This window comes from Thermomonospora curvata DSM 43183 (assembly GCF_000024385.1).
GTDB lineage: Bacteria > Actinomycetota > Actinomycetes > Streptosporangiales > Streptosporangiaceae > Thermomonospora > Thermomonospora curvata.
In genome coordinates this window covers 4,660,703-4,683,586 of record NC_013510.1, presented here as the reverse complement: position 1 = coordinate 4,683,586, position 22,884 = coordinate 4,660,703, and the positions used below count along the sequence as shown (strand labels likewise).

Sequence of the window (22,884 nt, the reverse complement as noted above, 5' to 3'; positions counted from 1 at the left end):
CCGGGAAGCGAGGTCTCAGCCGAGCGGCTGGGCGTCGTGGAAGGTCATGCGCACCTGCGCGGCGGTGGTGCTGCTGAGCGCGCGGGCCCGGTGCAGGCCCAGGCGGTGCAGCTCGTCGGCGACCGGGTGGCCAGCGGGGTCGCCGACCCGTACCACGGCCCCGCCCGGCCGGAAGCGGACCCCTTCGGGCCGCACCGACCAGGGCACGCGGCGGGTGACGCCGTCCAGGCAGGAGAACGCCACGACCTCGGGCGCGGCGCCGCGGGTGGGCACCGGCAGCCCGGGGCGGATCGCCACCGCGGCCACCAGTTGCCCGTCCACCCGGACCGCGCAGCGCCTGACCGCGCCGTCCAGGTCCAGCGGCAGCTCGGCCATGAGCTTGGGGAAGCCCCAGATGGAGCGGCCGGCCTCCAAGGTGAAGCCCTGATCGACCGGCAGCCAGTGGATGAACACGCCCACGTTCCGCCCCGGGCCGGACCCGCCCAGGGGGTCGCGGACCAGGAAGGCCACCGCGAACTCGTGGTAGGGGCCCAGGTCGCCGTCGACGTAGCGGACGAACGCCAGCGAGCAGATCGCCCGCCCGGGCAGCGGACGCAGCACCTGCAGGCCCGAGTAGTCGATGATCTGCTGCGCGGTGCCGGCCGGCACCGCGAACATCGCCGAGGCCACGGCGGCCCGGCGGATCTGCACCGGCATGGCGACCTTGCGGCCCTGGATGAGATGGGTGCTCACACCACAAGTAGAACAGGTTCTTGTTTTTCTGTCACGGCCCTTCGCAGGCGGCCTTGATCCGCTCCAGGGTGGTGCGCATGCCCCGCCGGTTGAGTGCGGCCCTATCGCCCGCCGCCACCCCGGTGAAGATGCGGCCCAGCAGCGAGACCAGCGCGGCGCCGCGGTGGTTGCGCCGCAGGTCCTCCCAGTACTCGGTGAGCCGGGTGGCGCCGCCGCCGACGTCCTCCAGCCGGTAGCCCCACAGCGCCACCGGGATGCCGAAGCTGCTGACCCGGAAGGCGAACACCTGGCCGGGCACCGCCGCCGTGACGCGCCCGGTGGTGAACCAGACCCGCCAGCCGATCCGGTTGAAGCCGACGAACCTGGTGCCCTCCTCGGCGAGGCCGCGGCGCGTCCACACGGCGAAGCACTCCGGGCTCCAGCGTCCCATCCGCCGCAGCTCCGCCACCGCCGCGTAGACGCGGGCGGGCTCGGCCTCGATCCGGATGCTCTCTTCGGCCACCCACTCCCGTTCCATGCGCAAGATCATCCCAGATGGGCGAAATGCCGCCGCCAGGACTCGTACCAGCCGGTGAACCACCGCCCGCGCGCATCCGGCAGGCTCTGGGCCAGCGGCAGGATGTAGGTGACCGTCTCGGCGTAGTAGCGGCGCTGGAAGTCCGGCGGCATCCGGTCGAGGGTCTGCACGTTGCTGATCCGGTCGGCCAGTTTCACCGTGATCGCCTCCGGCGGGGCCTCGCGCAGCCGCCGCAGGTAGGCGGCCTTGGCGGCGCGTTTGGCCTGCCGTCCCCGCCCAGTGGCCGGCGGGGCGGTCACCCAGTCGACCAGCTCGGCCACCACCGGCCCGAACTCGGCCTCCACGGCGGAGACGGTGGCCTCGGTGTCCTCCACCACATCGTGCAGCACCGCCGCGGCCAGGATCTCCACGTCGGTGACCTGGGCGCCGCGCACCAGCACCTCCAGGGTCTCCAGCAGGTGCTCCAGGTAGGGGGCGCCGGAGGGGCGCTGCTGCGAACCGTGCCAGCGGCGCGCCGCCGCCACGGCCCGCTCCAGCACCTCCAGATCGCCGGCCGCCAGGGGACGGGCCTGCAGCTCGGCGCGCGCCCGCTCCCAGGTGCGCCAGTCGGTGAACATCTCCATGCGACGATCCTCCTCCCGGCGGAGGCCTCCGTGCCACCGGGACGGTGGACCCTTCGCCGCGCCCGCTCTGCCCGCTCGTGGACACGTGGGGCGATTCCTGGTGCGGTGCGCCATTTCTGCAGGTGTTTGCGGTGGGTGCCGCCTGCCGGAATGATCTAGATCCTGATCTGACGATCTTGAAAAAACGCCCCGGCGTGCCGTGGGTTCTGGGAACCTTCGTGCGAACCCGTCGCAGGGAGGCACGCGTCAACTGATTGGGGCCGGGCGCCGCCGTCCTGAGCGGGCGGCGGGGCGGTGGTGGGCTGGAGAGGGCGGCGTGAAAGACGTGGAGAACGCGGCACGGCCGATCGTCCGGGGCGTCCGCGCGGTCATGGCGGGGCTGGGCGGGCTCGTCGCGGCGCATGGGCCGTTCGCGGTCGTCCTGGCGGTGGCGGTGGGAGTGCGCTGGCTCGCCGTGCTGGGCTACCCGTCGGTGCTGTGGTTCGGCGACTCCTACGCCTACCTGGAGGCGGCGCTGCTGTTTCGGCCCTCCACCCTGCGGCCCAGCGGGTATTCGGTGTTCTTGTGGCTGCTGAGCCCCGCCCACAGCCTGCTGGTGGTCGTCATCGTGCAGCATGCGCTGGGCGTGGCCATCGGGGTGCTGGTCTATGCGCTGGTGCGGCGGGCGGCGCGGGCGGCCTGGCCGCACCGCAGGCTGCTGCCCGGCCTGCTGGGGGCCGTCTTCGCCGCGCCGGTGCTGCTGGACGCCTTCCAGATCCAGCTGGAGCACCTGCTGATGGCCGACCTGCTGTTCACCTTCCTGCTGACGGCGGCGGTGACGGTCACCTTGTGGCGGGTGCGGATGCGCTGGTGGACCGGGGCGCTGGTCGGGCTGCTGATGGCGTGCGCCGCGCTGACCCGCTCGGTCGGGCTGCCGCTGCTGGCGGTGCTGGCGGTGGGCATGCTGGCCCGCCGCGCCGGGTGGCGGGCGGTCGCGGCGGCCGCGCTGGCCTGCGCGGTCCCGGTGCTGGGCTACATGTCCTGGTACTCCTCGGCGCACGGCCGGTTCGCCCTCAGCGACTCCGACCAGGTCTGGCTGTATGGGCGCACCGTCGACTTCGCCGACTGCTCGCTGATCAGGCCGCGGCCCGAGGTGGCGGTGCTGTGCCCCGAGCGGCTGCCGTCCGGCACCCGGATGGCGCCGGCCTATGCGGCGATGTGGGGGCCGGACTCCGGCTTCAACCACCTGCCCGGCGGCATCGAAGACCCCCGGGCCAACGAGCTGGCCGGGGAGTTCGCCTGGGCCGCCATCGCCGCCCAGCCCGGCGACTACGCCGCGGTCATCGTCCGCGACACCCTGCGGGCCTTCGCCTGGGGACGCGACCCCTACCCGACGCCCTGGACGGAGGACAAGTACCACTTCCAGCCGGGGGCGTCCCTCACCGAAAAGGACGCCGCGGTCGCCTACGCCTACGGGGGGCGGACGGCGGAGCCGCGGGTCGTCGAGCCGTACGGCGGGTGGGTCCGCGACTACCAGAGCGCGGTGTATCTGCCCGGCCCCGTCCTCGGCGGGTTCCTGCTGGTGGGGCTGGTCGGCATGGTGGTGCGGATCCGGCGGCTGGGCGGGCGGGTGCTGCTGCCCTGGTCGGTGTCGTTGGCGCTGCTGGTGGTTCCGGCCGCCACCGCCGACTTCGACTACCGCTACGTGCTGCCCGCCGTCCCCTTCGCCGCCCTGGCCGCGGCCTTCGCCCTGATCCCCGAGTCCCGCCCCGGGCCCGTCCCTTCCGCGGACGCCGCCCCGGAGGAGCCGGCCGGACGCGCCGGGGACGAGCCCGGTGAGCCGGCGGCCGTCCGAGACGGCGAGAGGGAAGAGGGCGAGAGGGAACCCGCGCCGGCCGCCGAGGAGACGGTGGTCGCCGGGGAGCACCGGCCGTAACGACGACCGGCCGCAGACCCCGTCGGCGGGCGGAGGGTCTGCGGCCGGATGAAGGCGACGCGAGGAAGGCTCACACGGCCCGGCCCAGCGGCACCTCGGACTCGGCCGGCAGCTGGGCCTCGTACTCGGCGATCTTGGCCTCCAGCTCGGCGGACACCCGCGCGAAGTCCAGGCTGGACAGGTAGAACTTGTAAATGATCACCAGCTCGAAGAACAGCAGGCCCGCCCCGGCCAGCGCGGCGGTCCAGATGACCGCGGTCGGGCCGATCAGCACGGCCAGCACCGGGGCGATGATGAACACCGACATCTGGAACTCGATGCCGCTGATCAGGTGCGGGCGGATGCGGCCGCGCAGCAGGCCGTTGCGCACCCGGGCGTACCAGGGGAACCGCTTGTGGAAGCCCTGCTGCATCAGCTCGTGCGGCTTGGGCAGCTCGCTGATCAGCTTGTCGTAGTCGCCGCCGAGCATGGAGTCCATCTCCGACTCCGACGGCAGCCGGCGGGTGGCCAGCTCCAGCTCCGCCGCCCGGGTCTGGGCCTTGACCAGCCGCGAGCGCATCTGGGAGCGGACCTTGTAGATCTCCAGCGCGTCCAGGTAGCGCAGCATGTCCAAGAAGACCACGGCCAGCCCGGTCCACACGAAGGCGACGTTGCCGGTGGCCGCGTACAGGCCGCCCATCAGGGCGATGGAGCAGGCCAGCACCCGCACCCGGTCGAAGATGTAGTCCAGCCAGGCGCCGAACACCGAGCCGGTGCCCTTGAGGCGGGCGATCTTGCCGTCCATGCAGTCGAGGACGAACGACAGGTGGTACAACAGCGCGCCGACCAGCAGCCAGGTGGACTCGGCGGTGGCGAAGCAGGCGCCCGCGCCCAGGCCCAGCAGCAGCGCCCCGGTGGTGAGCTGGTTGGGGGTGATCCCGGTCCGGTTCGCGGTGAACTTCACCAGCCGGGAGGCCAGCGGATCGACCAGCAGTACCGTCCACCAAGCGTCACGCGCCTTGTACGTTCTCGATCGAACGTCCTCGAGCGTGAAGGCCATCGAGCGCATTCCTTTCATCGGGGTCCCGCAGACCACCGCCGGGAAGCGCGGCGGGCGGTCTGGGGCTGGGGGGTTGCCGGATCCTCCAAATCCGGACGAACAGGCCCGAAGTGGGCTGGAAAGCACAGGTTACCGGTACGACAGTTTTAGATACCGGAGACTTTGAATTATCGTAATCGCCCGTTATTTCAACAGGTGATCCAATACGCGGGCGGCGGCGTACCCGTCGTCGTGCGGGCAGTACCGGGCGGCGAAGGCCGCGTACGCGTCGCCGTAGCCCGCCGAGATCCGGTCCAGGTCCCGCAGCGTCTCGATGACCTCCTCAGAGGTCCGCAGCAGCGGGCCGGGCGCCTCGGCCTCGAAGTCGAAGTAGAACCCCCGCACGTGGTCGCGGTAGCGCTCCAGGTCGTAGGTGAAGAAGACCATTGGGCGCCCGGTGACCGCGAAGTCGAACATCGCCGAGGAGTAGTCGGTCACCAGCACATCGGTGATCAAGTACAGCTCGGCGATGTCGGGGTAGTTCGACACGTCGATCACGAAGTCGCCGAGCTCGGCCTTGGGACGGTCGGTCACCAGGTAGTGGGTGCGCAGCAGCAGCACGTGGTCGTCGCCGAGCGCGGCCTGCGCGGCGGCCATGTCCAGCTTGAGCTGGAAGGCGCGGGTGCTCAGGTCCAGGTACAGGTCGTCCCGCCAGGTGGGCGCGTACATGATGACCCGCTTGCCGGCCGGGATGCCCAGCCGCCGTCGCACCTGGGCGGCCAGCTCGTGCCGCTCGGGACGGCGCAGCAGGTCGTTGCGGGGATAGCCGCTCTCCAGCACCTCGCCGTCGTAGCGGAACGCCCGGCGGAACAGCGGGATGGAAAAGGCGTTCTGCGACAGCAGCAGGTCCCACTGGGGGACGTCGTACTCCATCCAGATCACGCCCTGGGTGCGCTTGTAGGGCATGTCGTGGACGTCATAGCCCAGCTTCTTCAGCGGCGTGCCGTGCCAGCACTGCACGTACGTCTGCCCGGGACGCTTGGAGAACCAGGGGCGCTGGGACCAGTTGGCGAAGATGAAGCGGGCCTGCGCCATCACCTCGTAGTGCTCGCGGCTGTTGGTCAGCACCACCCGGGCGCCCTCGGGGGTGGGGAACTGGCCGTCGTTGCTGACCCACACGCACTCGATGCCCAGGTCGCGGCGGCGCAGCTCCTCGAAGATGCCGCGCGGGTTGCACGAGTACTGTCGGCTCCGGTAGGCGTCGAACACCGCCAGGTCCCGCACCGGCTCGCGCCGGTAGCGCGGGTAGGCGTGGTTGCGCAGCTGCGCCTGGGCGTAGGGCCCCTGGGCGTCCTCGCCGAGGACGACCTTGACCTGCAGCCGCAGCGCCTCGGCGGAGTAGGTGAGCAGGTTGAACTCATGCACCCCGGCGCGGTGGGGGCCGGCCATCAGGCGGAGACGGCCGCGTTCGACCAGCACCGGCGCCTCGCCGCCGCCCGGGGTGGGCACCAGCAGGTCCCACCGTCCCTTGCCGAGCGGACGGTGCATGCCGAAGAACGGCATGGCGGCCGGGCGGAAGGAGACGGCGAAGCGGTCGCCGTCCCAGGCCAGGGGCAGCCGGAAGGTCTCGGCGAAGCGCTGGTGGCGCAGCAGCAGGTGGCTTGGGCGGTCGGAGCCGCAGTAGGTGCCCTCCAGCGTCAGCTCGTCGTCACCGGACCACTTGGCCCCCGTCACCACCGGGCGCGGCGTCCGCAGCACCACGCGCAGGTTGCCGAAGCGGCTGCGCAGCAGGGCCAGCTCCAGCGGCTCGGCCCCGTCGCGGACCAGGTACCTGGCCTCTCCCAGGTCCTCGCCGAACAGCACCTTGTGCTCTTCGCCCAGGGAGAGCTCCCAGCCGCCCTCGCCCTCGGCGAGCAGCCCGCTCAGCGGGAGACGGGCGCGAAAGCCCAGCCGGCCGTCGGGGCGCGGCTCGGTCTCCACCTCGCCGCGCACCTGCTCGCGGCTCTGCTCGGAGGTGGCGATCAGGCCGCTGCGCGGGTCCTGCGTCACCCAGCCCGTCAGCTCCAGCGCGTCCTTGCCCAGGCGGTGGCCGGTCAGCCGCGCGGTGACGCTGCGGACCCGCATCACCATGCTGCGGCCCAGCTCCAGGACGTGCACATGCACGCCGGGGGCGATCTCCATGTCCTGGGGCCAGCGCCGGTTCGCCGCGGTGGGGGCGCCCAGGGTGCGGCGGCGGCGCATGCCCTGGCAGGAGACCTCCAGGCCCAGTTTCCAGTCGCCGGTCTGCCAGCGGCCCAGCACCTTGAAGGAGGACGGGTCGATGTGGGTGACGAACCCGGCCCAGTCGTGGGAGGCGACGGCCTGGCCGCTGGCGGCGGTCACGTCGGGACGGCGCACCCGCTCCACCTTCAGCGGTATCCGCAGCAGCCGGTGCGGGCCGCGCAGCCACAGCCGGATGCGCGAGTCCTCCGGCGAGCCGGACTCCAGGCGCGGGATGTAGGCGTGGCCCTCCACGCGCAGCCGCCCGTCCACCCAGGTGGCCTTGTCGAGGCGGGCCACCGGCAGCAGCTCGTCGGTGACGTCGTAGACCTCGACGGGGATGTCCAGTTCGGGGTCTTCGAAGTAGGGGTAGGCGGCGTACCAGGTGCGCTTGCGGCCGCGGCGCACCACCGGGGCCTCCTTCAGCCCGCCGATGGTGACGAAGTGCAGCACTTCCAGCAGCTCCGGCAGCCGGCGGCGGGACAGCAGGTGCAGCTGCAGCCGGGTGATGGCCGGAACCGCGCGCAGGATCTGGCCGTCCAGCAGCCCGGCCAGCTCGGCGCCCAGCGCGACCAGCTCGGGGCGGTGCTCGTCGGGGATCTTCGGCAGCGCGGTCAGCAGCGCCTCCAGATCGGCGCGCACCAGCACCTCGGTGTCGTAGCCGGTCAGCAGCTGCGGGGCGTATCCGGCCAGCTCACTGCGCACCCGGCCCGCAGCGCGCAGCCGCTCGGCCAGCTCCACCGGGTCGTACTCGCCGATCGGGCCGCTTTCCCGCCACAGGTAGACGGTGTCCTTGAGCTGGTCGATGGCGGAGGCCAGGGCCAGCGCCCGGGTGATGACGGGGGCGCTTTCGCAGCGGCCGGCCGGGAAACGCAAGTCCAGCCGGTCCCAAAAAGAGCGGCGGAAGACCTTGTTGCCGCAGGAGCGGTCGCGCAGCAGGACGGGCCGCTGGGCGATCTGGACGCCCTCGCTCGTCTTGCCGTACAGGCCCCGGTGCGCATCGGACTGCACGGGCTCGTCGTTCTTGAGCCGGTGCACATTGCCGCAGGCCAGGTCGGAGCCGGAGTGCTCCAGGGAGGACACCAGGCGCCGGTAAGCCCGTTCGGGTACTTTGTCGTCGCCGTCCGCGAAGGTGAGGTATTTGCCGGTGGCCTGGGCGACGCCCAGATTGCGGGCCGGCCCCACGCCTTGATTGTCCTGCTGGAACAACCGGAACCGGGAATCGCGTTCGGCGAATTCCTTGGCGATGGTGGCGCTGCCGTCGGTCGAGCCGTCATCGACCATGACGACTTCGATATCGCGGAGGGTCTGCCGCCGCAGCGACTCAAGACATCCGGACAGATAGGGCTCGGCGTTGTAAAAGGGGACAACGACGCTCAGCAGCGGTGACACGGTCCTCCCTGGGCGCGACGCGCGAGGTAAGCGCACAGTTACCAAACCCATCACCGGGGCGGCGGTTTCGGGTGAATGCCTGGTAGAGGCAAGATTAACGGACTCGGTGCGATGTGATGTGCGGCTGTGACGATCACCGCGGGCGAACCCGAGGCCCGGCGGGCCCGCCCGCGGCCTTTCAGGAACGGCTGCGCCGCACCGGCTGGCCGGGCCTGCGCAGCCCGGTGAAGGCCCAGCCGAGTTTCGGCTCCAGCAGCCAGCTCATGGTCTTCACCACAGGCGGGGTGCACAGCAGCGTGCCGACCACGGCGGCGATCACGATCATCGTCAGCACACCCGGCACGGTGTGCCAGAACGCCAGCTCGCGGAAGTCGGTGAACTTCAGCAGCCGGGTGAAGAACCCGTGCAGCAGGTAGGCGTACAGCGTCATGGCGCCCAGCCCGGTGAACCAGGTGCGGCGGCGCGGCACCAGCGACAGGAACGCGGCCACCAGGATCACCGCGCAGATCATCATGGCCAGCCGCATTCCCGTGCCGACCAGGTTGCTCACCCCGAGCTCGGCGTGGCCGTGCTTCCAGTACACCCAGTCGATGTTCATGCGCGGGTAGGCGAAGTAGGCCACCACGACGGCACCGCTCAGCACCGCCACCCCGAAGAGGCGGGCGATGGGCCGCTTGACGAGCTCGAAGTGCTCCGGCCGCAGCATCAGCCCCAGCACGTAGAACGGCAGCAGTCCCAGCGTGCGGTGCAGCTCCAGGTCATCGCCCAGGTCGTCCATGTACGACAGCAGCGAGATGCCCACCGCGATGGCCAGCGGCCAGCGGATCTGCTGCCAGACCGGGGTCGACAGCCGCCACAGGAACAGCGCCATCAAAAACCAGGTCAGGTAGTAGGGGTCCAGCAGGCTGATCTTCAGCTTGTTGCCGCCGACCTGCCAGTCGTAGATGGAGTAGGCGAACTCGAACACCACATACGGCACGCCGAGCGCCACGATCAGCTTGCGGGCCTTGCCGGACCCGAAGGTGAAGTTCCGGGACAGGTAGCCGGTGAGCACGATGAACAGCGGCATGTGGAACATGTAGATCGCCAGGTACAGCGTGCTCGCCAGCGGCACGTCCCGCAGCCCCACGATGGAGTGCCCGATCACCACCAGCAGGATGGCCAGGAACTTGGCGTTGTCGAAGAACGGGTCGCGCTCCTTCTTGCGCGGGGCGGCGGCGTCCTTCGGCGCGGGGGCGGCCGGCCGGTCCGCGGCGGTGCCTTCGGGGGTGCCCGCGAGGGGGGAGCGGGGCTGGAGGATCTGAGTCATGAGGTCCAGACGTCCGTGAAGGGGGTCGGTCGCCGTCCGAAGTTACCGGAAGACCGAAGATCGGAACGGGCAAATCGGGCGACCGGTTGGCGGAAAAAGCTCAGGCCCGCCCGGGCGGGACGGTGATCTGCGCGCGGGGTCAGGTCTTGCAGACATCGTCGGTCCCGCGCACCTCGTCCTGCTGACGGGGGATCCCGGTCTGGCGGGGCTTGAGGGCGGTCCAGTCCGGGCCCACCACCAGGTCCACGATGCCGGCGGTGCCGTTGGCGCGGGCGACGGGCTGCCCGTCGGCGTCGGGGACCGCCTCGGCCAGCGCCAGGGCCTCCCGCCCGGCGCCCGGCCCGTACAGGATCCGCGTGGTGCGGCGGGTGGTGAGCGTGCCCACCCCGACGACCTGGTAGCCCTGCGCCTCGAGCTGGTCGGCGACGCGGCGGGCCTGGCCGTCGATGCCGCTGGCGTTGTAGACCCGCACCCGGATCCGGCTGGGCGAGATCTTGGGGGCGGTGCGCTTCTTCTGCGGGATGCCGGTGTCGTTGCGGATCGCGGCGAAGAACTGGTCGGCGTCGGGCTGGCGCAGCGCCACCCGGTTGGGGTCGGGCGGGTACTGGGTCCACGGCACGGTGACGAAGCGCAGCTTGCCGGCGGTCAGCCCCTGCATCCCCCGGGCGATCTTGGTCATCGCCTGCAGGTCCAGGTCCTCATCGGTGGTCAGCGACTTGGTGGCCGCCGACAGCAGCGCGTTCAGCTTGACCGGGTTGCTGAGCACCCCGGCGCTCATCGCCTTGTTGGCCAGCGAGGCCATGAACTGCTGCTGGCGCTTGATGCGGTCGATGTCGGAGCCGTTGCCCAGCGCCTTGCGGGTGCGCACGTAGGCCAGCGCGGTCTCGCCCTTGACGATGTGCCGGCCCTTGCTGAGGCGCAGCCGGGACTGCGGGTCGTTGACGTCCTTGGGCAGGCAGATCTCCACCCCGCCGACGGCGGTGGTGATGTTCTTGAAGCCCACGAAGTCGACCTGCAGGAAGTGGTCGATGCGGATGTTGGTCAGGTTCTCGATGGTCTTGACCGTGCAGGGGGCCCCGCCCCGGGTGAACGACTCGTTGATCATCGCGATGCTGGAGGCGGGCACCACCTGGCCGTCGCGGCTCTTGCAGGAGGGGATCGGCACCATCAGGTCGCGCGGGAAGCTGATGCCGATGGCCTGCTCGCCGCCGGGGGACAGGTGCAGCAGGATCATCGTGTCCGACCGCGGCGGGTCGTTCTGCATGCCGCGCCCGTACTTGGCGTTGGCGCCGGTGCGGGTGTCGGAGCCCAGCAGCAGGATGTTCATGGCGTCGTTGAGCTTCTCCGGCCGCGGCCCGTAGTTGATGTTCTCGCGGGCGATGTTGCCGTTGAGCTTCCGGTAGTAGCCGTAGACGCCCAGGCTGGAGCCGACCAGCGCGACCGACAGGCCGACGGCGACCCAGCCGAGGATGCGCCAGCCGCGTCGACGTACTGGGGGCGGCTCGTCGTCGTCGACGTACTCCATGTACATCGGGTTGCTGTTCATGGGCTCCTGCGGTCGGGCGTGGGGCCCCCGACTCGGGGGGTCGGGTTCGGACGCGGTGGGCCGGCCTGCCGGCTAGCGGACCAGCCGGCGGACGGAGCCGGACGGCCCGTCCCATCCCAGCACACCGGCCACTGCTGTCACATGCTCCACAGAAATTCGTCGATCAAGGGCGGACTCGTCGAGATTTCGTTGAATTATGACCGACGACCCCGCCGCCAGGGGGGTGAGAACCCCCACCAGCACCCCTTGCAGGGTCGTGAACGGCAGGTCGGAGAGCACCCGGCTACCGGCGTCCAAATCCCATGCGGCGGCGGCATCGGCGGCCCGGTCCACCAGCTCTCCGGCGGATAGTGTGGCAAATGTCACGTTTGCCGCGGAAGTCTCTTCCGCCACCCGCAACGCGGGGGCCTTCGCGTCCACCGGGACGGGCGGCGCGAAGCGGTCGCCGTACCCGCGGACCTCCACCGCGTAGTCCAGCACCCCCGCAGGGCACTCGCTCAGCGGACGGCCCAGCGCATGCAGCGACAGGCCGATGACCTCCTCGGCGTCGGCGGCGTGCTCCTCGTACCAGCCGGGCACCGACAGCACCTCCTCCGCGGCCACCAGGAAATACGCGCCGCCCGCGCCCGCAGGTTCGAGCTCGCCGAGCCGTTCGGGCTCCACCGGCTCGGCGACCAGCCCGGCCGACCAGCACGCCAGCAGCCACACCGCGCTCTGCCAGTGCGGCGGCAGCACCAGCGCCGCCCGGTCGCCGGGCTGCGCCCCCAGCCCGTCCACCAGCAGATTGGCGGTCTTGGCCACCCAGTTGGCCAGCGTCTTGGCCGACAGCTCCACGCGCTCGCCGGTGGCGTCGTCGTAGAAGGTCAGCAGGGGGCGCGAGGGGTTGTCGATCAGGCGCCGCTCCAGCAGCCGTGCGGGTCCGTAGTCAGCCATGCCGCTGAGCGTACGGCTCCACCCCGCCCCCGGTGGCCCGATACCCTGCGCTCTCAGTGGACGAACCGCAGCAGCTGAGCGAGCACCCGATGAGCGAGCGCGCCCCCGCAGGACGCCGGGTCGCGCAGCTGCGGCTGCCGATGCCCTTCCCCAACGACCCCGCCGCCCGGGGCCGCTCCACCCGCGCCGGACGGGTGCTGGCCCGCCTCACCGTGGCGCCCGCCCTGCTGATCGTGGCCTGGCTGGCGGTGTCGCTGCCGCTGCTGATGGCCGGCCGCTACCGGCTCGGCCCGGCGCTGGCCCTGTTCGTGCCGGTGGCCTTCCTCACCCTCAAGGCCGGCTTTTGGGACCGCACCCGCCTGGAGCTGACGGTCGGGCTGCGCGGGCCGGTCTCCTGGTGGTCCACCGGCGGGGTGGTGGCCGTGGCCGTCGCCTTCTTCGCCCTGGAGGCGGCCATGTGCGCCGAACAGGTCGTGGTGCGCCGCGACCCGGCCTCCTACGTGCAGTTCGCCACCTGGCTCAAAGACCACGGGCGGCTGCCGATCGACCCCATGCACTGGGCCTTCGGCGGCCACGACCCGGCGCTGGAATACGGCGGCCCGGCCTTCTACCAGGTCGGCGACCAGGTCGTCCCGCAGTTCATGGCCGGGCTGCCGATGGTGCTCGCGCTGGGCGGCTGGATCGGCGGGACCGGCGCGATGCTGATGACGGCCCCGCTGCTGGGGGCCTGCGCGGTGCTGGCCTTCGGCGGGCTGACCGCCCGGCTGGTCGGCCCCCGCTGGGCGCCGCTGGGCGCGCTGGCGCTGGCCCTGCTGCTGCCGATGCAGTGGCTGGCCCGCTCCACCTACAGCGAACTGCCCGCCCTGGTGCTGCTGCTGGGCGGGCTGAGCCTGCTGCTGGACGTCCGCGACCTGGAGACGGCGGCGGCCCGGGTGCGGGCCTTTTTGGGCGGGCTGGCGCTGGGGCTGGTCCTGCTGGTGCGCATCGACGGCATCCGCGACGTGCTGCCGGTGGTGGTGTTCGCCGGGCTGCTGGCCGCCCGCCGCCGCCCCACCTGGCCGCCGCTGGCCGCCGGGCTGGCCCTGGGCGCCGGGGCCGGGCTGCTGGAGGGCTACACCAAGTCCCGCCCCTACCTGGAGTACCTGAGCGACTCGCTGCGCCCGGCGCTGATGCTGGCCACCGCCGTGGTCGCCGCCACGATCGCGCTGGCGGCGGCGCTGCGGTGGCCGCCCGCCGGCGCCCGGCTGCGGCGGGCCGGCGCCGCGCTCGCCCGGGGGCGCCTGCCCGACCTGGCCGCCTTCGGCGCGGTGACCGTCTTCGCCGCCTTCGCCGTCCGCCCCTGGCTGCAGACCGTCCGGCGCGCCCCGCGCACCGAAGACGACCGGCTCAACGTGTCGTTCATCGAACAGGTCCAGCGGATCAACGGGCTGCCGCTGGACGGGTGGCGGCAGTACTCGGAGCTGTCGCTGCACTGGGTGGCCTGGTACGTGGGGGTGCCCGCGCTGCTGCTGGCCGCCCTGGGCGCGGCGGTGCTGGCCCGGCGGCTGCTCAGGCGGGAGAACGGCGAGTGGGTGCTGCCGTTCATGGTCATCGCCTGGACCACGGTGACCACCCTGTACCGGCCCGGCATCACCCCCGACCACCCCTGGGCCTCCCGCCGGCTGGCGTGCGTCGTGCTGCCGGGGATGCTGCTGCTGGCGCTGTGGGGACTGGCCTGGTGCGTGCGGCGCCTGCGCCGCACGCACCGCCCGGCGGCCGTGCCGGTGGCGCTGGCCGGCGCGCTGGCGATCGTCGTCCCGATCGCCGCCGTCTCCTGGCCGCTGGCGCTGCGCCCCACCGAGCAGGGCGAGCTGGCCCAGGTGCGCTCGATGTGCCGCAAGATCGGCCCCGGCCGGTCGGTGATCATCGTGGAGCGCGTCACCGCCGACCGGTTCATCCAGGTCATCCGCGGCATGTGCGGCATCCCCGCGGCCCGCACCGTCCCGGAGGCGACCGAGTCGGACGTGCGCCGCGTCATCGACCGCATCAGCGCGCAGGGCCGCCGTCCGGCCGTCCTCGGCGCGGCCCCCGCCGACGTGGCCGGCTACGGCGCCGCCGAGCAGATCCTCCACTTGCGCACCCGGCAGGACGAGCGGACCTTGACCTCCCCGCCCAACGGGACCTGGCCGCTGAGCATGGATGTGTGGATGGCCGAGCCGCTGCCGTAAGGCCCCGGCCCGGTGAGCCGGACATGGGCGGCGGCGCAAGGGAGTATTCTCGCGCTGCGTGAGCACCGAGCCCGACAGCCGATCCGAGCATGTCCACGTGACGATCGTCCTGCCCTGCTACAACGAGCAGGACCACGTCATCGACGAGGTCGAGCGCATCTGCAAGGCGATGGACGCCAGCGGCCACAGTTATGAGCTGCTGGCCATCGACGACTGCTCGACCGACGGCACGCTGGAGCGGCTGCGGGAGGCCGAGCCCCGCTTCCCCAACATGCGGGTCATCGCCTTCCAGCACAACAGCGGCTCGGGCACCGTCCGGCGGATCGGCACCCAGCAGGCGCGCGGCGACATCGTGGTGTGGACCGACGCCGACATGACCTACCCCAACGAGCGGATCCCCGAGCTGGTGGAGATCCTCGACGACGACCCGTCGGTGGACCAGGTGGTCGGCGCGCGCACCACCGAGGCCGGCAGCCACAAGCTGCTGCGGGTGCCCGCCAAGTGGTTCATCCGCAAGGTCGCCGAGCGGCTCACCAACACCAAGATCCCGGACCTGAACTCCGGGATGCGGGCCTTCCGCCGCGAGGTGTCGCTGCCCTACCTGCGGCTGCTGCCGCCCGGGTTCTCCTGCGTCACCACGATCACCATCGCGTTCCTGGCCAACCAGCACCCGGTGCGGTACGTGCCGATCGACTACTACAAGCGGGCCGGCAAGTCCAAGTTCCGCTTCTTCAAGGACGCCTACCGCTACATCTTGCAGGTGCTGCGGATGGTCATGTACTTCAACCCGCTGGCCGTGCTGATGCCCCCGGCGCTGTGGCTGCTGGGCATCGGCGTGGCCAAGGGCATCTTCGACATGGTCGTCCACTTCGGCTACTTCGCCAACAACACCGTGATGATCTTCATCTCCGGGCTGCTGATCGCCTCGCTGGCGCTGCTGGCCGACCTGATCGTCCGCTCCCGGGGAGACACGTGAGGATCGCCATCGTCGGCCCCGCCTTCCCCTACAAGGGCGGCGGCGCCCACCACACCACCGAGCTGGCCCACCGCCTGGCCGGGGCCGGCCACGACGTGGTGATCGAGTCCTGGAGGGCCCAGTACCCGTCCTTCCTGTACCCCGGGCAGCAGACCATCGACGCCCCCGAGGGCGAGCCGTTCCCGCGCACCCGCCGCGACCTGGCCTGGTACCGCCCGGACGGCTGGCTGCGCACCGGACGCCGCCTGCGCTCGGCCGACCTGGTGGTGCTGGCCGTGCTCACCCCCGTCCAAGTCCCCTCCTACCTGGGCATCCTGCGGGGAGTGGGCGGGCGGGCCCGTGCGGTGGCGCTGTGCCACAACGTCCTGCCGCACGAGCGCAAGCCCTATGACGTGCCGCTGATGAAGGCGCTGCTGCGCCGCGTGGACGCCGTGCTGACCCATTCGGCCCAGCAGGCCGAGCTGGCCCGCACTCTCACCGCGCGTCCGGTGACCGTCGCCGAGATGCCCCCGCACCTGCCCGCCCGGGCGCCGGCGAAGGCAGGCAGGGGCGAGGGTGTGCGCAACCGCCTGCTGTTCTTCGGCATCGTCCGCCCCTACAAGGGCCTGGACGTCCTGCTGCGCGCCCTGGCCGCGGGCCCGCCCGAGGTGCGGCTGACCGTGGCGGGCGAGTTCTGGGGCGGCGTGGACGACACCCGCGCGCTCATCGCCTCCCTGGGCTTGGAGGAGCGGGTCGATCTGCGCCCCGGCTACGTCCCGGCCGCCGAGGTGCCCGCCCTGTTCGCCGAGGCCGACGCGCTGGTGCTGCCCTACCGTTCGGCCACGGCCTCCCAGAACGTGTGGATGGCCCACGAGCACGGCATCCCGGTGATCGCCACCCGCGTCGGCAGCTTCCCCGAGCAGGTCGCCGACGGGGTGGACGGTCTGCTGTGCGACCCCGACGATGTGGCTTCGCTGACCGAGGCCCTCAACCGCTTCTACGCTCCCGGCGAGCCGCAGCGCCTGCGTGCCGCCGTCCGTCCGGTGGACGACGCCCCGCTGTGGGACGCCTATGTGAAGAGCCTGCTGGCCGGGTGACCGGCTGATCTGTCGTGATCGCCGTCCGGGAGGGGACGGCTTCCCTCCGGCGCGCCCGGCTCTCGCCGGCTGACGCCTGACGCATCCCGTGAGGATCACTGCGGGAGCGTCTTGCAGTCCTTAAAAGTCCCTATCGCTCCCTAATTGGGTTTAAGTTAGGGAGCGATGAGTGAAAAACTGTACTCAGTGGAGGAGGTTGCCCGTCTCCTAGGCCTGCACGTGCGCACGGTGCGCGGCTACATCCGCTCCGGCCGGCTCAAGGCGGTGCGGATCGGCAAGCAGTACCGCATCGCCCCCGCCGACCTGGAGAAGCTCACCGGACGGACGCTCCCGGCCCGCCCTTCCCGGGCCGCGCGGGTGGAGGTGTCGAGCATCGTGCAGATCGACGGCATCGACCGGGCCGCGGCCGACCGGCTGGGCACGCTGGTCCTGGCCGGAGCGAACACCACCGCGGACCCCACCAGCCCCCTGCACGTCCAAACGATCCACGACAAGGAGCAAGCCCGCTTGAAGATCGTGATCATGGGTGGCGCCACCGCCACCGCCGACCTGCTCCGCCTGCTGGACGCCGTGCTCGACGGCGAGAACGGCCTGCTCACCGGAAGGGACGGCAATGCCTGACGTGATCCAGGAAAGAGCCGGCGTCCAGGTCCTGGTGTGCGACGAAAGCGGCCCTCCCGTGGCGACCGTCCAGGACGCCCTGGACCTGATCGGCGCGGCCTTCGCCGGCGCCGAGGTGGTGGCCGTGCCCGCCGACAGGCTGGAGGAGAGCTTCTTCTCCCTGAGCACCCGCCTCGCCGGCGAAATCATGCAGAAATTCGTCAACTACCGGCTACGCCTGGCCATCATCGGCGACATCTCCCACCACCTGGAGACCAGCACGGCCCTGCGCGCCCTCGTCCGGGAGTCCAACCGCTCCGACCACATATGGTTCCTGCCCGACTTGGCCGCCCTGGACGCCCGGCTCAGCGAGCTGTAGGAACGCTCTGGCGCACCCGAGTCTGCCGGTGGACTGCCATGCGCCCGTTCCGTTCTCACACCGGAACTCTCTGGGACGAGTATTGAAAGTCCGGCCGTCCCCATTCCGGTCGGCACCGCCGGTGTCCGTCGTTTTCGGTGGGGGCGGGTGGTGGTCCGTGGACGTTAGACGCTTGGCGGAGGAGACAGGGGGTGACCTTGTTCGCGCGTGAAGCCTCCTACCGCGAGGTGGCCTCGGCGGTGGCCCCGGTGGCCGTATCGCAGTTCTTGGCGGCCAAGGGCTGGGAGCTGGAGGCCAGTCAGGATAATGTCAAGGAAATCTGGCGCCTTCCGGACGGCCAGGGCGGCGTGCGAGGTCGTATTCTGTTGCCACTCGCCACGGATTACATCGACTTCCCGCAGCGTTTCGCGGACGCGCTGCACGCCATCAGCAAACTCAACGGCTGGAGCCCTGAAGAGCTGCTAGAGCAGATCATCACGGCCTGAGCAGGTCTGTTGTTCGTCCGCCTGGATCTTCCACAGGCTAACAGGACGATCCCTTTCTGGTGGGCCGAGACGACCATCGCTGCGCTCTACGAAATGCTCGGATCGGCGACTTTGACTGCCGCCGATCCGAATTATTCTCAGCTTTGGTGACGATCTAGGATGGTGAACTTCGCCGGCTGGCGAAGCTCGGCTTTCCGGTGTTGGCTGCCCTGCTTGCTGAGGGGCGGAGCTGCATGGGGCGGTATCTCTACGGTGGTGGAGCCATTCACGGCGTGGCTCGCACCGCTCTTGAATCGAGTGTGTCTCTAAATGTGGAAATCCGGATCGCTGGAAGGGTTTCGGTGTCTGATGAGCCTAGCTGTTCCGGATTCTCTGCAGTAGGGCGGCGAAACAATGGGGAGAGGCGGTGAGATGACCGGCGGCAGGGTTCTTGGAGTTACGCAGGCCAATCCCACTGGGGAGCACGGCGACCTCGAGGCACGTGCTTTGATTCGTTCCGCTGTGGCTGGACTTCCGCCAGGCGGTCATCGCATGACCTCCGTCGCTTCTGTTGAAGGACGCTGGTGTTCGGTCAGCTGTTTTTGATCTTGCGTACCAAAGCGGTGAAGTGCCGGCGGGAGACGGCCAGGTGCCCGGCGGCGGGGTTCTTAGAGTCGCGCAGGCCGATGCCTTCGGGCAGTGCGGCGACCTCGACGCAGTTGCCCTCCTGAGTGCCGCTGCGGCTGGACTTGCGCCAAACGATCTTGTTGGTCATTCGAAGGACTCCATCGCTTTCTCGATCAGCTTTCTTGAGGGAGTTTCAGGTAGCGCCTTGGCGCTGATCTGGTTCCACCGGATCACATACGACTGTACGTCAGAGGGTGCCGAGACCAACCGGCCACATCCAGGAGACTCCGAGTAGGCCACTTCTCCGAAGTCATCTCCAGCCATGAGCAGGAAGCTTCCGTCAAGGCCGGGAAAAGCTCCGACGTCCCAGGTCCGGGGGACTACGCGGACGACTATTCGCTTCCGTTCCGACAGCTCCAAGACACGCGCCAGCTGACGACGCATGATCTCTGGAGAGCCGACAGGCCACTCCAGCGCGTTCTGGTTCAAGATCGCTGATACGAACGGGGGGACCTCACGCTCGAGGATCTCTTGCCGGCCGATCCTGCGTTGCAGCACCTCCTCTGTGTTGGGCACATCACCGGTGCTGAGAAGCGCTCGTGCGTAGTCCTCCGTCTGGAACAACCCGGGGATGACGTTGGCCTCGTACGTCTTGATCACTCCGGCCTTGCGCTCCTTGTCGAGGTACTGACTGAACCACGACGGGTCGTGTCCGATCGAGGCGTACCACATGAGCGTCTGGAACAGCCCGCCGATGTCCCAGGCCCGGTCGATCAGAATTGCCTGTTTTGTGTCCAGCCGGGTCTCACCCAGCTCGATGCGGGAAACCGATGATCGGCTGCAGCCCATGATCCGACCCATGGCCTCCAGTGAGAGCCCCCGTTGGTTACGGAGAAACCGCAGGTAGAACGCGATGAAGTTCCACAGGTTGGACTTGGGGTCCGGAGGCTGGCCCACGCGCATCCGTGATCGCTCCCCTTTCCCAGCTTTTCCCGGACTTCTCAGGGTAAGCAGAACGCTACCCAATGTTGGGGCACTCTGTGTCTCGAGCCACAAAACACAGAGTGAAGGGGATTGTCGTGAACGTAACGGAGGTGGGATTCGGGCGGCAACTGCTGGCCACGCCGGCGGCGGTCGGCGTGGTGCGCACCTACGTGAAGGCGCAGCTTGAGAAGTTCGGCTACCCCCATGCGGTGGCGGACGCGCAGCTGGTCGCGGCCGAGCTGGCCACCAACGCGCTGGCGGTCAGCGAGCGGGGCGGGAGCATCCGGGTCTTTCTCGGGCATCGGCCCCGCGGGCTGGTGCTGGGGGTCTGGGACGCCGATCCGCACATGCCCGAGCGGAAGCCGCCTCCACGGCTGACTCCCGAGACGCTCGACCTGGACCCGGGCGGCTTCGATGACAACGGGGGCTGGGGGCTGATGATCGTCGAAGCGCTCGTCCGCGACCTGTGGATCGAGCGGCCGGCCTGTGGCGGCAAGTGGGTCTGCGTGGCGCTCAACGTCTGATGTTTCCCGTCCGGCGGCGGAAGGTCAGCCCGCTATGGGCCGGGATCACCGCCGTCCGAGGGGATGTTCCCTCTGGGAAGGACGGGAAAAGCAGGCGGGACTTTCCCCCGTGGGCCGTCGCGCTCCTGAGGGCTCTGCAAGGGCCTCAATGATGCGACGCCCGGTCCCCGACGGGCGGGAACCGGGCGGATGGGTGCGGGTGGTTACTTGGCGACGACTCCCAGGTGCGGGGCGAGGGTGGACAGGAGGGCCCGCTTGGGCTTGGCGCCGACGATCTGTTCGACGACCTCGCCGTTGACGTACAGGTTCAGGGTGGGCAGACCCTGCACACCCGCCTGGGCGACGGTGGCGGGGTTCTCGTCGGCGTTCAGCTTGGCGACCGTGAGCTTGTCGGCGTACTCGGCGGCGATCTCGTCCAGGATCGGCGAGATCATCCGGCACGGGCCGCACCAGTCGGCCCAGAAGTCCACCAGCACGGGCTTGTCGCTCTTGAGGACGAGCTCATCGAACGTCTCGTCGGTCACCTTGATCGGTGCGCTCACGATCTCTCCTTAATCGGCTGTCTATCCCCCTCAAGTCTGTGAGGGGTCACTTCATTCCCGTCGCCGTGTCCCGCCGCGAACGCCAACGCCGCGCAGGCCAGATCGGCCAGCGTCAGCAGCACCCGGGAGACCAGCGCCACCACCAGCGGGGCGCCGGGGGGCAGGGCCGGCGAGAGGGTCAAGACGATCACCGCCTCCCGGGCGCCCAGGCCGTTGGGGGCGATGAAGACCAGGAAACCGGTGGTGAAGGCCAGCGCGTAAGCGCCGGTGGCCAGCAGCGGCAGGCCGTGGCCGTCCCCGCCGGCGGCGTCGGCGATCAGCCAGGTGTGCAGGCCGAACAGCGCCCAGCCCACGACCTCCCAGGCCACCGCCCGCAGCGTCACCCCCAGGCTCACCGGGTGCTCCAGCGGGGGACGCCGCGCGATCTTCAGCAGCAGGTCGATGCCCCAGGTGACGATCCGCGGATGCAGGCAGGCCAGCAGCACCGGCGCCAGCAGGAACAGCCACCAAAAGTCCGCGGTGGCCTGCGGGGAGGTCAGCGGCAGCGTCACCGCCGCCACCGCCAGCCCGGACGCGGTGGTCGAGGCGATGGCCAGCAGGGAGGAGCTGATGTTGCGGATGCGGGGGATGCGGTACCGGCGGCCCAGCTCCATCTGGGTGACCAGCGCCCACACCTTGCCCGGCACGTACTTGCCCAGCCCGGAGATGAACGACAGCCGCGAGGCGGCCACCAGTGGCAGGGGAGAGCCCAGCCCGGCCAGGAAGACCCGCCAGCCCAGCATCCACGCCACCAGCCCGCCGACACCGGCCAGGAAGGCCCCCACCAGCGCCGTCCACGACATCCGCGCCAGCGCCTGAGTGGTCTCCTCCCACTGGGACACCAGGCTGTAGGCGCAGAAGGCCACGGCGGACAGCACCAACAGGGCCCGAACCGCGCCCATGGCCCGCTGCTTGGAAATCACCCGCCTTAGGGTAGGCGAGCCGCAGGGGGTCCTGCGCGGGGGCGGATGGACGCGGCGAAGGCCACTGAGGCAATGGAGAGGCAATAGGCTGGCCCGCATCATGAAGCTTGCTGATGCGGTGGCCTTCTTCGGCCACCAGGTGCACATCTGCCGGTTCCGCGAGGCCGGGACGCTGCTGCGGTGGATGGGCGATGACCTGCGCGGCAAAAAGGTGCTGGACGTCGCCGGCGGCGATGGGTACTGGGCCGGGCGGGCGCGCAGGCGCGGCGCGCTGGCGGTCTCGCTCGACCTGGCCCGCTCCAAGATGCTCTACGGCAAGACGCTGGCGCACGCCCCGGCGCTGATCGAGGGGGACGCCCTGGCGCTGCCGTTCGCCGACGCCAGCTTCGATGCGGTGCTGTCGGTCTGCGCCATCGAGCACTTCACCGACGGCGCCCGCTCGCTGGCGGAGATGGCGCGGGTCCTCAAGCCCGGCGGGGAGCTGTTCCTGTCCGCCGACGTGCTCAGCCGCGCCGACGCCTGGCCCAAGCTGCGCGATGCGCACAAGGCCAAGTACCACGTCCAGCACACCTACACCCACCGTTCGCTGGGCGAGCTCATGGGCGAGCACGGCCTGGAGATGGTGACCTACTCCTACCAGTTCCGCACCGCGGCGGCCGAGCGGCTGTACCTGTCGCTGTCGGCCTACGGCGGCCGGGTGGGCTTCAACGCCGCAGCCCCCCTGGTGCCGCTGGTGGCGCTGGCCGACCGGCGGGCCCCCAACGAGCGGGGCAGCATCGTGCTGGTGCGGGCGCGCAAGCGGCCCTGACGCATTCGGGGTGTGGTGTTCCCCGGCGCGGGGTCCTCGCGAGAACGGCCGTCGCGCAGGCCCTGTTCGGCGTAGGCCCTCGAAAGGGTCGATCCCGGCGAGAGGACCCCAGGGAGGACTGTGGCGCCCCGGTGCTCACCACGCGCTGCTCGTTCCTGCCGGAGGTCGGGGGCGATGTGGTCGCCTACGCCGAGCCCGGACGCCGCCGGCATCGCCGCCGCGCTGCGGGAGCTGATCGGCGATCCGGCCCGCCGGGCGGCGCTGTCGCAGGCCGCCCTGCGCCGTTCCCGGCGTTTCACCCGGGCCGCCTCCGCCGAAGGCGCACCTGCGGTCCTGCCGGCGTGCGGTGGGCCTGCCGGAATAGCCCCCTGACGGGTTTTGCCGATCACGAGAAAAGGAACGGTGAACCTTTCCCACCCGTGTGCCTTCCGGACCGCGGCGGCCCCGATCACCGGGAGGGGCCTGCAATAGGCTCTGACGCCTGGTGAAGC

Annotated in this window: 23 protein-coding genes; 10 read left to right on the top strand and 13 right to left on the bottom strand. The window is 70.6% G+C overall.

The window, feature by feature from the left end; genetic code table 11:
- Positions 1 to 15 precede the first annotated feature (15 nt).
- The 3 genes from TCUR_RS20140 to TCUR_RS20130 are packed head-to-tail and all read right to left on the bottom strand — an operon-like array spanning position 16 to position 1,872.
- A complete protein-coding gene (locus TCUR_RS20140) occupies positions 16 to 732 on the bottom strand; it encodes an acetoacetate decarboxylase family protein (RefSeq protein WP_012854415.1) in 717 nt (238 codons plus the stop codon).
- Between the two features lie 31 nt (positions 733 to 763).
- Positions 764 to 1,249, bottom strand: a complete 486-nt coding sequence (locus tag TCUR_RS20135) for an SRPBCC family protein (RefSeq protein ID WP_041440165.1) — start codon at positions 1,247 to 1,249, stop codon at positions 764 to 766.
- 8 nt (positions 1,250 to 1,257) lie between these two features.
- Positions 1,258 to 1,872: an HD domain-containing protein gene (locus TCUR_RS20130; RefSeq protein ID WP_012854413.1), complete on the bottom strand. Its 615-nt coding sequence runs from the start codon at positions 1,870 to 1,872 to the stop codon at positions 1,258 to 1,260.
- 316 nt (positions 1,873 to 2,188) lie between these two features.
- On the opposite strand from TCUR_RS20130, the gene TCUR_RS20125 reads away from it, so the two are divergent.
- On the top strand, positions 2,189 to 3,787 hold the full coding sequence (locus TCUR_RS20125; RefSeq protein WP_012854412.1) for a hypothetical protein: 1,599 nt from the start codon (positions 2,189 to 2,191) through the stop codon (positions 3,785 to 3,787).
- 70 nt (positions 3,788 to 3,857) lie between these two features.
- On the opposite strand, the gene TCUR_RS20120 is transcribed toward TCUR_RS20125, so the two are convergent.
- The 5 genes from TCUR_RS20120 to TCUR_RS20100 form a co-directional block, all read right to left on the bottom strand.
- Positions 3,858 to 4,826, bottom strand: coding sequence for a CDP-alcohol phosphatidyltransferase family protein (locus TCUR_RS20120; RefSeq protein ID WP_012854411.1), 969 nt, complete (start codon positions 4,824 to 4,826; stop codon positions 3,858 to 3,860).
- A 183-nt stretch (positions 4,827 to 5,009) separates the two neighbouring features.
- Positions 5,010 to 8,456, bottom strand: coding sequence for a bifunctional glycosyltransferase/CDP-glycerol:glycerophosphate glycerophosphotransferase (locus tag TCUR_RS20115; RefSeq protein ID WP_012854410.1), 3,447 nt, complete (start codon positions 8,454 to 8,456; stop codon positions 5,010 to 5,012).
- 178 nt (positions 8,457 to 8,634) lie between these two features.
- On the bottom strand, positions 8,635 to 9,765 hold the full coding sequence (locus tag TCUR_RS20110) for an acyltransferase family protein (protein ID WP_012854409.1): 1,131 nt from the start codon (positions 9,763 to 9,765) through the stop codon (positions 8,635 to 8,637).
- Between the two features lie 139 nt (positions 9,766 to 9,904).
- Positions 9,905 to 11,311, bottom strand: coding sequence for an LCP family protein (locus TCUR_RS20105; RefSeq protein WP_012854408.1), 1,407 nt, complete (start codon positions 11,309 to 11,311; stop codon positions 9,905 to 9,907).
- 72 nt (positions 11,312 to 11,383) lie between these two features.
- Entirely contained in the window at positions 11,384 to 12,244 is an 861-nt protein-coding gene (locus tag TCUR_RS20100; protein ID WP_012854407.1) for a TIGR03089 family protein, read from the bottom strand.
- A gap of 56 nt (positions 12,245 to 12,300) precedes the next feature.
- Here TCUR_RS20100 and TCUR_RS20095 point away from each other — a divergent pair, with 56 nt between their 5' ends.
- The 6 genes from TCUR_RS20095 to TCUR_RS20070 all read left to right on the top strand — a co-directional run bounded on the left by TCUR_RS20095 (position 12,301) and on the right by TCUR_RS20070 (position 17,967).
- A complete protein-coding gene (locus TCUR_RS20095) occupies positions 12,301 to 14,451 on the top strand; it encodes a hypothetical protein (protein WP_245536908.1) in 2,151 nt (716 codons plus the stop codon).
- A 58-nt stretch (positions 14,452 to 14,509) separates the two neighbouring features.
- A complete protein-coding gene (locus TCUR_RS20090) occupies positions 14,510 to 15,427 on the top strand; it encodes a glycosyltransferase family 2 protein (protein WP_012854405.1) in 918 nt (305 codons plus the stop codon).
- Positions 15,424 to 16,503 carry a glycosyltransferase family 4 protein gene (locus TCUR_RS20085; protein WP_012854404.1) on the top strand — a complete coding sequence of 360 codons (1,080 nt, stop codon included), beginning with the start codon at positions 15,424 to 15,426 and terminating at the stop codon, positions 16,501 to 16,503. Before TCUR_RS20090 ends, TCUR_RS20085 begins: the two co-directional genes overlap by 4 nt.
- A gap of 165 nt (positions 16,504 to 16,668) precedes the next feature.
- Positions 16,669 to 17,124: a helix-turn-helix domain-containing protein gene (locus TCUR_RS20080; RefSeq protein ID WP_012854403.1), complete on the top strand. Its 456-nt coding sequence runs from the start codon at positions 16,669 to 16,671 to the stop codon at positions 17,122 to 17,124.
- Entirely contained in the window at positions 17,117 to 17,482 is a 366-nt protein-coding gene (locus tag TCUR_RS20075) for a DUF4180 domain-containing protein (RefSeq protein WP_012854402.1), read from the top strand. Before TCUR_RS20080 ends, TCUR_RS20075 begins: the two co-directional genes overlap by 8 nt.
- A 191-nt stretch (positions 17,483 to 17,673) precedes the next feature.
- Positions 17,674 to 17,967 (top strand): hypothetical protein, encoded by a 294-nt coding sequence (locus tag TCUR_RS20070; RefSeq protein ID WP_012854401.1) that lies wholly within the window; start codon positions 17,674 to 17,676, stop codon positions 17,965 to 17,967.
- A gap of 354 nt (positions 17,968 to 18,321) precedes the next feature.
- Here the strand turns inward: TCUR_RS20070 and TCUR_RS25830 are convergent, their stop codons facing one another.
- Genes TCUR_RS25830 through TCUR_RS20060 form a run of 3 tightly spaced genes read right to left on the bottom strand, consistent with a single transcriptional unit; the run spans position 18,322 to position 19,536 of the window.
- Entirely contained in the window at positions 18,322 to 18,495 is a 174-nt protein-coding gene (locus TCUR_RS25830) for a DUF397 domain-containing protein (protein WP_012854400.1), read from the bottom strand.
- 43 nt (positions 18,496 to 18,538) lie between these two features.
- A complete protein-coding gene (locus TCUR_RS20065; protein ID WP_012854399.1) occupies positions 18,539 to 18,721 on the bottom strand; it encodes a DUF397 domain-containing protein in 183 nt (60 codons plus the stop codon).
- Positions 18,718 to 19,536 carry a helix-turn-helix domain-containing protein gene (locus TCUR_RS20060; protein ID WP_012854398.1) on the bottom strand — a complete coding sequence of 273 codons (819 nt, stop codon included), beginning with the start codon at positions 19,534 to 19,536 and terminating at the stop codon, positions 18,718 to 18,720. The genes TCUR_RS20065 and TCUR_RS20060 overlap by 4 nt, the downstream gene beginning before the upstream one ends.
- 116 nt (positions 19,537 to 19,652) lie before the next feature.
- Between TCUR_RS20060 and TCUR_RS20055 the strand changes: the two genes are divergently transcribed.
- On the top strand, positions 19,653 to 20,081 hold the full coding sequence (locus tag TCUR_RS20055) for an ATP-binding protein (RefSeq protein WP_169313046.1): 429 nt from the start codon (positions 19,653 to 19,655) through the stop codon (positions 20,079 to 20,081).
- A 203-nt stretch (positions 20,082 to 20,284) separates the two neighbouring features.
- Here TCUR_RS20055 and trxA read toward each other — a convergent pair whose 3' ends face one another.
- Positions 20,285 to 20,623: a thioredoxin gene (trxA, locus tag TCUR_RS20050; protein ID WP_012854396.1), complete on the bottom strand. Its 339-nt coding sequence runs from the start codon at positions 20,621 to 20,623 to the stop codon at positions 20,285 to 20,287.
- A complete protein-coding gene (locus tag TCUR_RS20045) occupies positions 20,620 to 21,585 on the bottom strand; it encodes a lysylphosphatidylglycerol synthase transmembrane domain-containing protein (RefSeq protein WP_245536907.1) in 966 nt (321 codons plus the stop codon). The genes trxA and TCUR_RS20045 overlap by 4 nt, the downstream gene beginning before the upstream one ends.
- 100 nt (positions 21,586 to 21,685) lie before the next feature.
- Between TCUR_RS20045 and TCUR_RS20040 the strand changes: the two genes are divergently transcribed.
- Together TCUR_RS20040 and TCUR_RS26650 are read left to right on the top strand one after the other, a co-directional pair.
- Entirely contained in the window at positions 21,686 to 22,393 is a 708-nt protein-coding gene (locus tag TCUR_RS20040; RefSeq protein WP_012854394.1) for a class I SAM-dependent methyltransferase, read from the top strand.
- 174 nt (positions 22,394 to 22,567) lie between these two features.
- Entirely contained in the window at positions 22,568 to 22,765 is a 198-nt protein-coding gene (locus TCUR_RS26650) for a glycosyltransferase family 4 protein (protein WP_148233067.1), read from the top strand.
- The last annotated feature ends 119 nt before the right edge of the window (positions 22,766 to 22,884 follow it).

What these genes read in the sequence shown, in the direction of transcription:
- TCUR_RS20135 (WP_041440165.1), bottom strand. Translation starts at nt 1,249, where the DNA reads ATGGAACGGGAGTGGGTGGCCGAAGAGAGCATCCGGATCGAGGCCGAG.
- TCUR_RS20130 (WP_012854413.1), bottom strand. Translation starts at nt 1,872, where the DNA reads ATGGAGATGTTCACCGACTGGCGCACCTGGGAGCGGGCGCGCGCCGAG.
- TCUR_RS20120 (WP_012854411.1), bottom strand. Translation starts at nt 4,826, where the DNA reads ATGGCCTTCACGCTCGAGGACGTTCGATCGAGAACGTACAAGGCGCGT.
- TCUR_RS20110 (WP_012854409.1), bottom strand. Translation starts at nt 9,765, where the DNA reads ATGACTCAGATCCTCCAGCCCCGCTCCCCCCTCGCGGGCACCCCCGAA.
- TCUR_RS20105 (WP_012854408.1), bottom strand. Translation starts at nt 11,311, where the DNA reads ATGAACAGCAACCCGATGTACATGGAGTACGTCGACGACGACGAGCCG.
- TCUR_RS20100 (WP_012854407.1), bottom strand. Translation starts at nt 12,244, where the DNA reads ATGGCTGACTACGGACCCGCACGGCTGCTGGAGCGGCGCCTGATCGAC.
- TCUR_RS20080 (WP_012854403.1), top strand. Translation starts at nt 16,669, where the DNA reads ATGAGTGAAAAACTGTACTCAGTGGAGGAGGTTGCCCGTCTCCTAGGC.
- TCUR_RS20075 (WP_012854402.1), top strand. Translation starts at nt 17,117, where the DNA reads ATGCCTGACGTGATCCAGGAAAGAGCCGGCGTCCAGGTCCTGGTGTGC.
- TCUR_RS25830 (WP_012854400.1), bottom strand. Translation starts at nt 18,495, where the DNA reads ATGACCGCCTGGCGGAAGTCCAGCCACAGCGGAACGAATCAAAGCACG.
- TCUR_RS20065 (WP_012854399.1), bottom strand. Translation starts at nt 18,721, where the DNA reads ATGACCAACAAGATCGTTTGGCGCAAGTCCAGCCGCAGCGGCACTCAG.
- TCUR_RS20060 (WP_012854398.1), bottom strand. Translation starts at nt 19,536, where the DNA reads ATGCGCGTGGGCCAGCCTCCGGACCCCAAGTCCAACCTGTGGAACTTC.
- TCUR_RS20040 (WP_012854394.1), top strand. Translation starts at nt 21,686, where the DNA reads ATGAAGCTTGCTGATGCGGTGGCCTTCTTCGGCCACCAGGTGCACATC.
- TCUR_RS26650 (WP_148233067.1), top strand. Translation starts at nt 22,568, where the DNA reads ATGTGGTCGCCTACGCCGAGCCCGGACGCCGCCGGCATCGCCGCCGCG.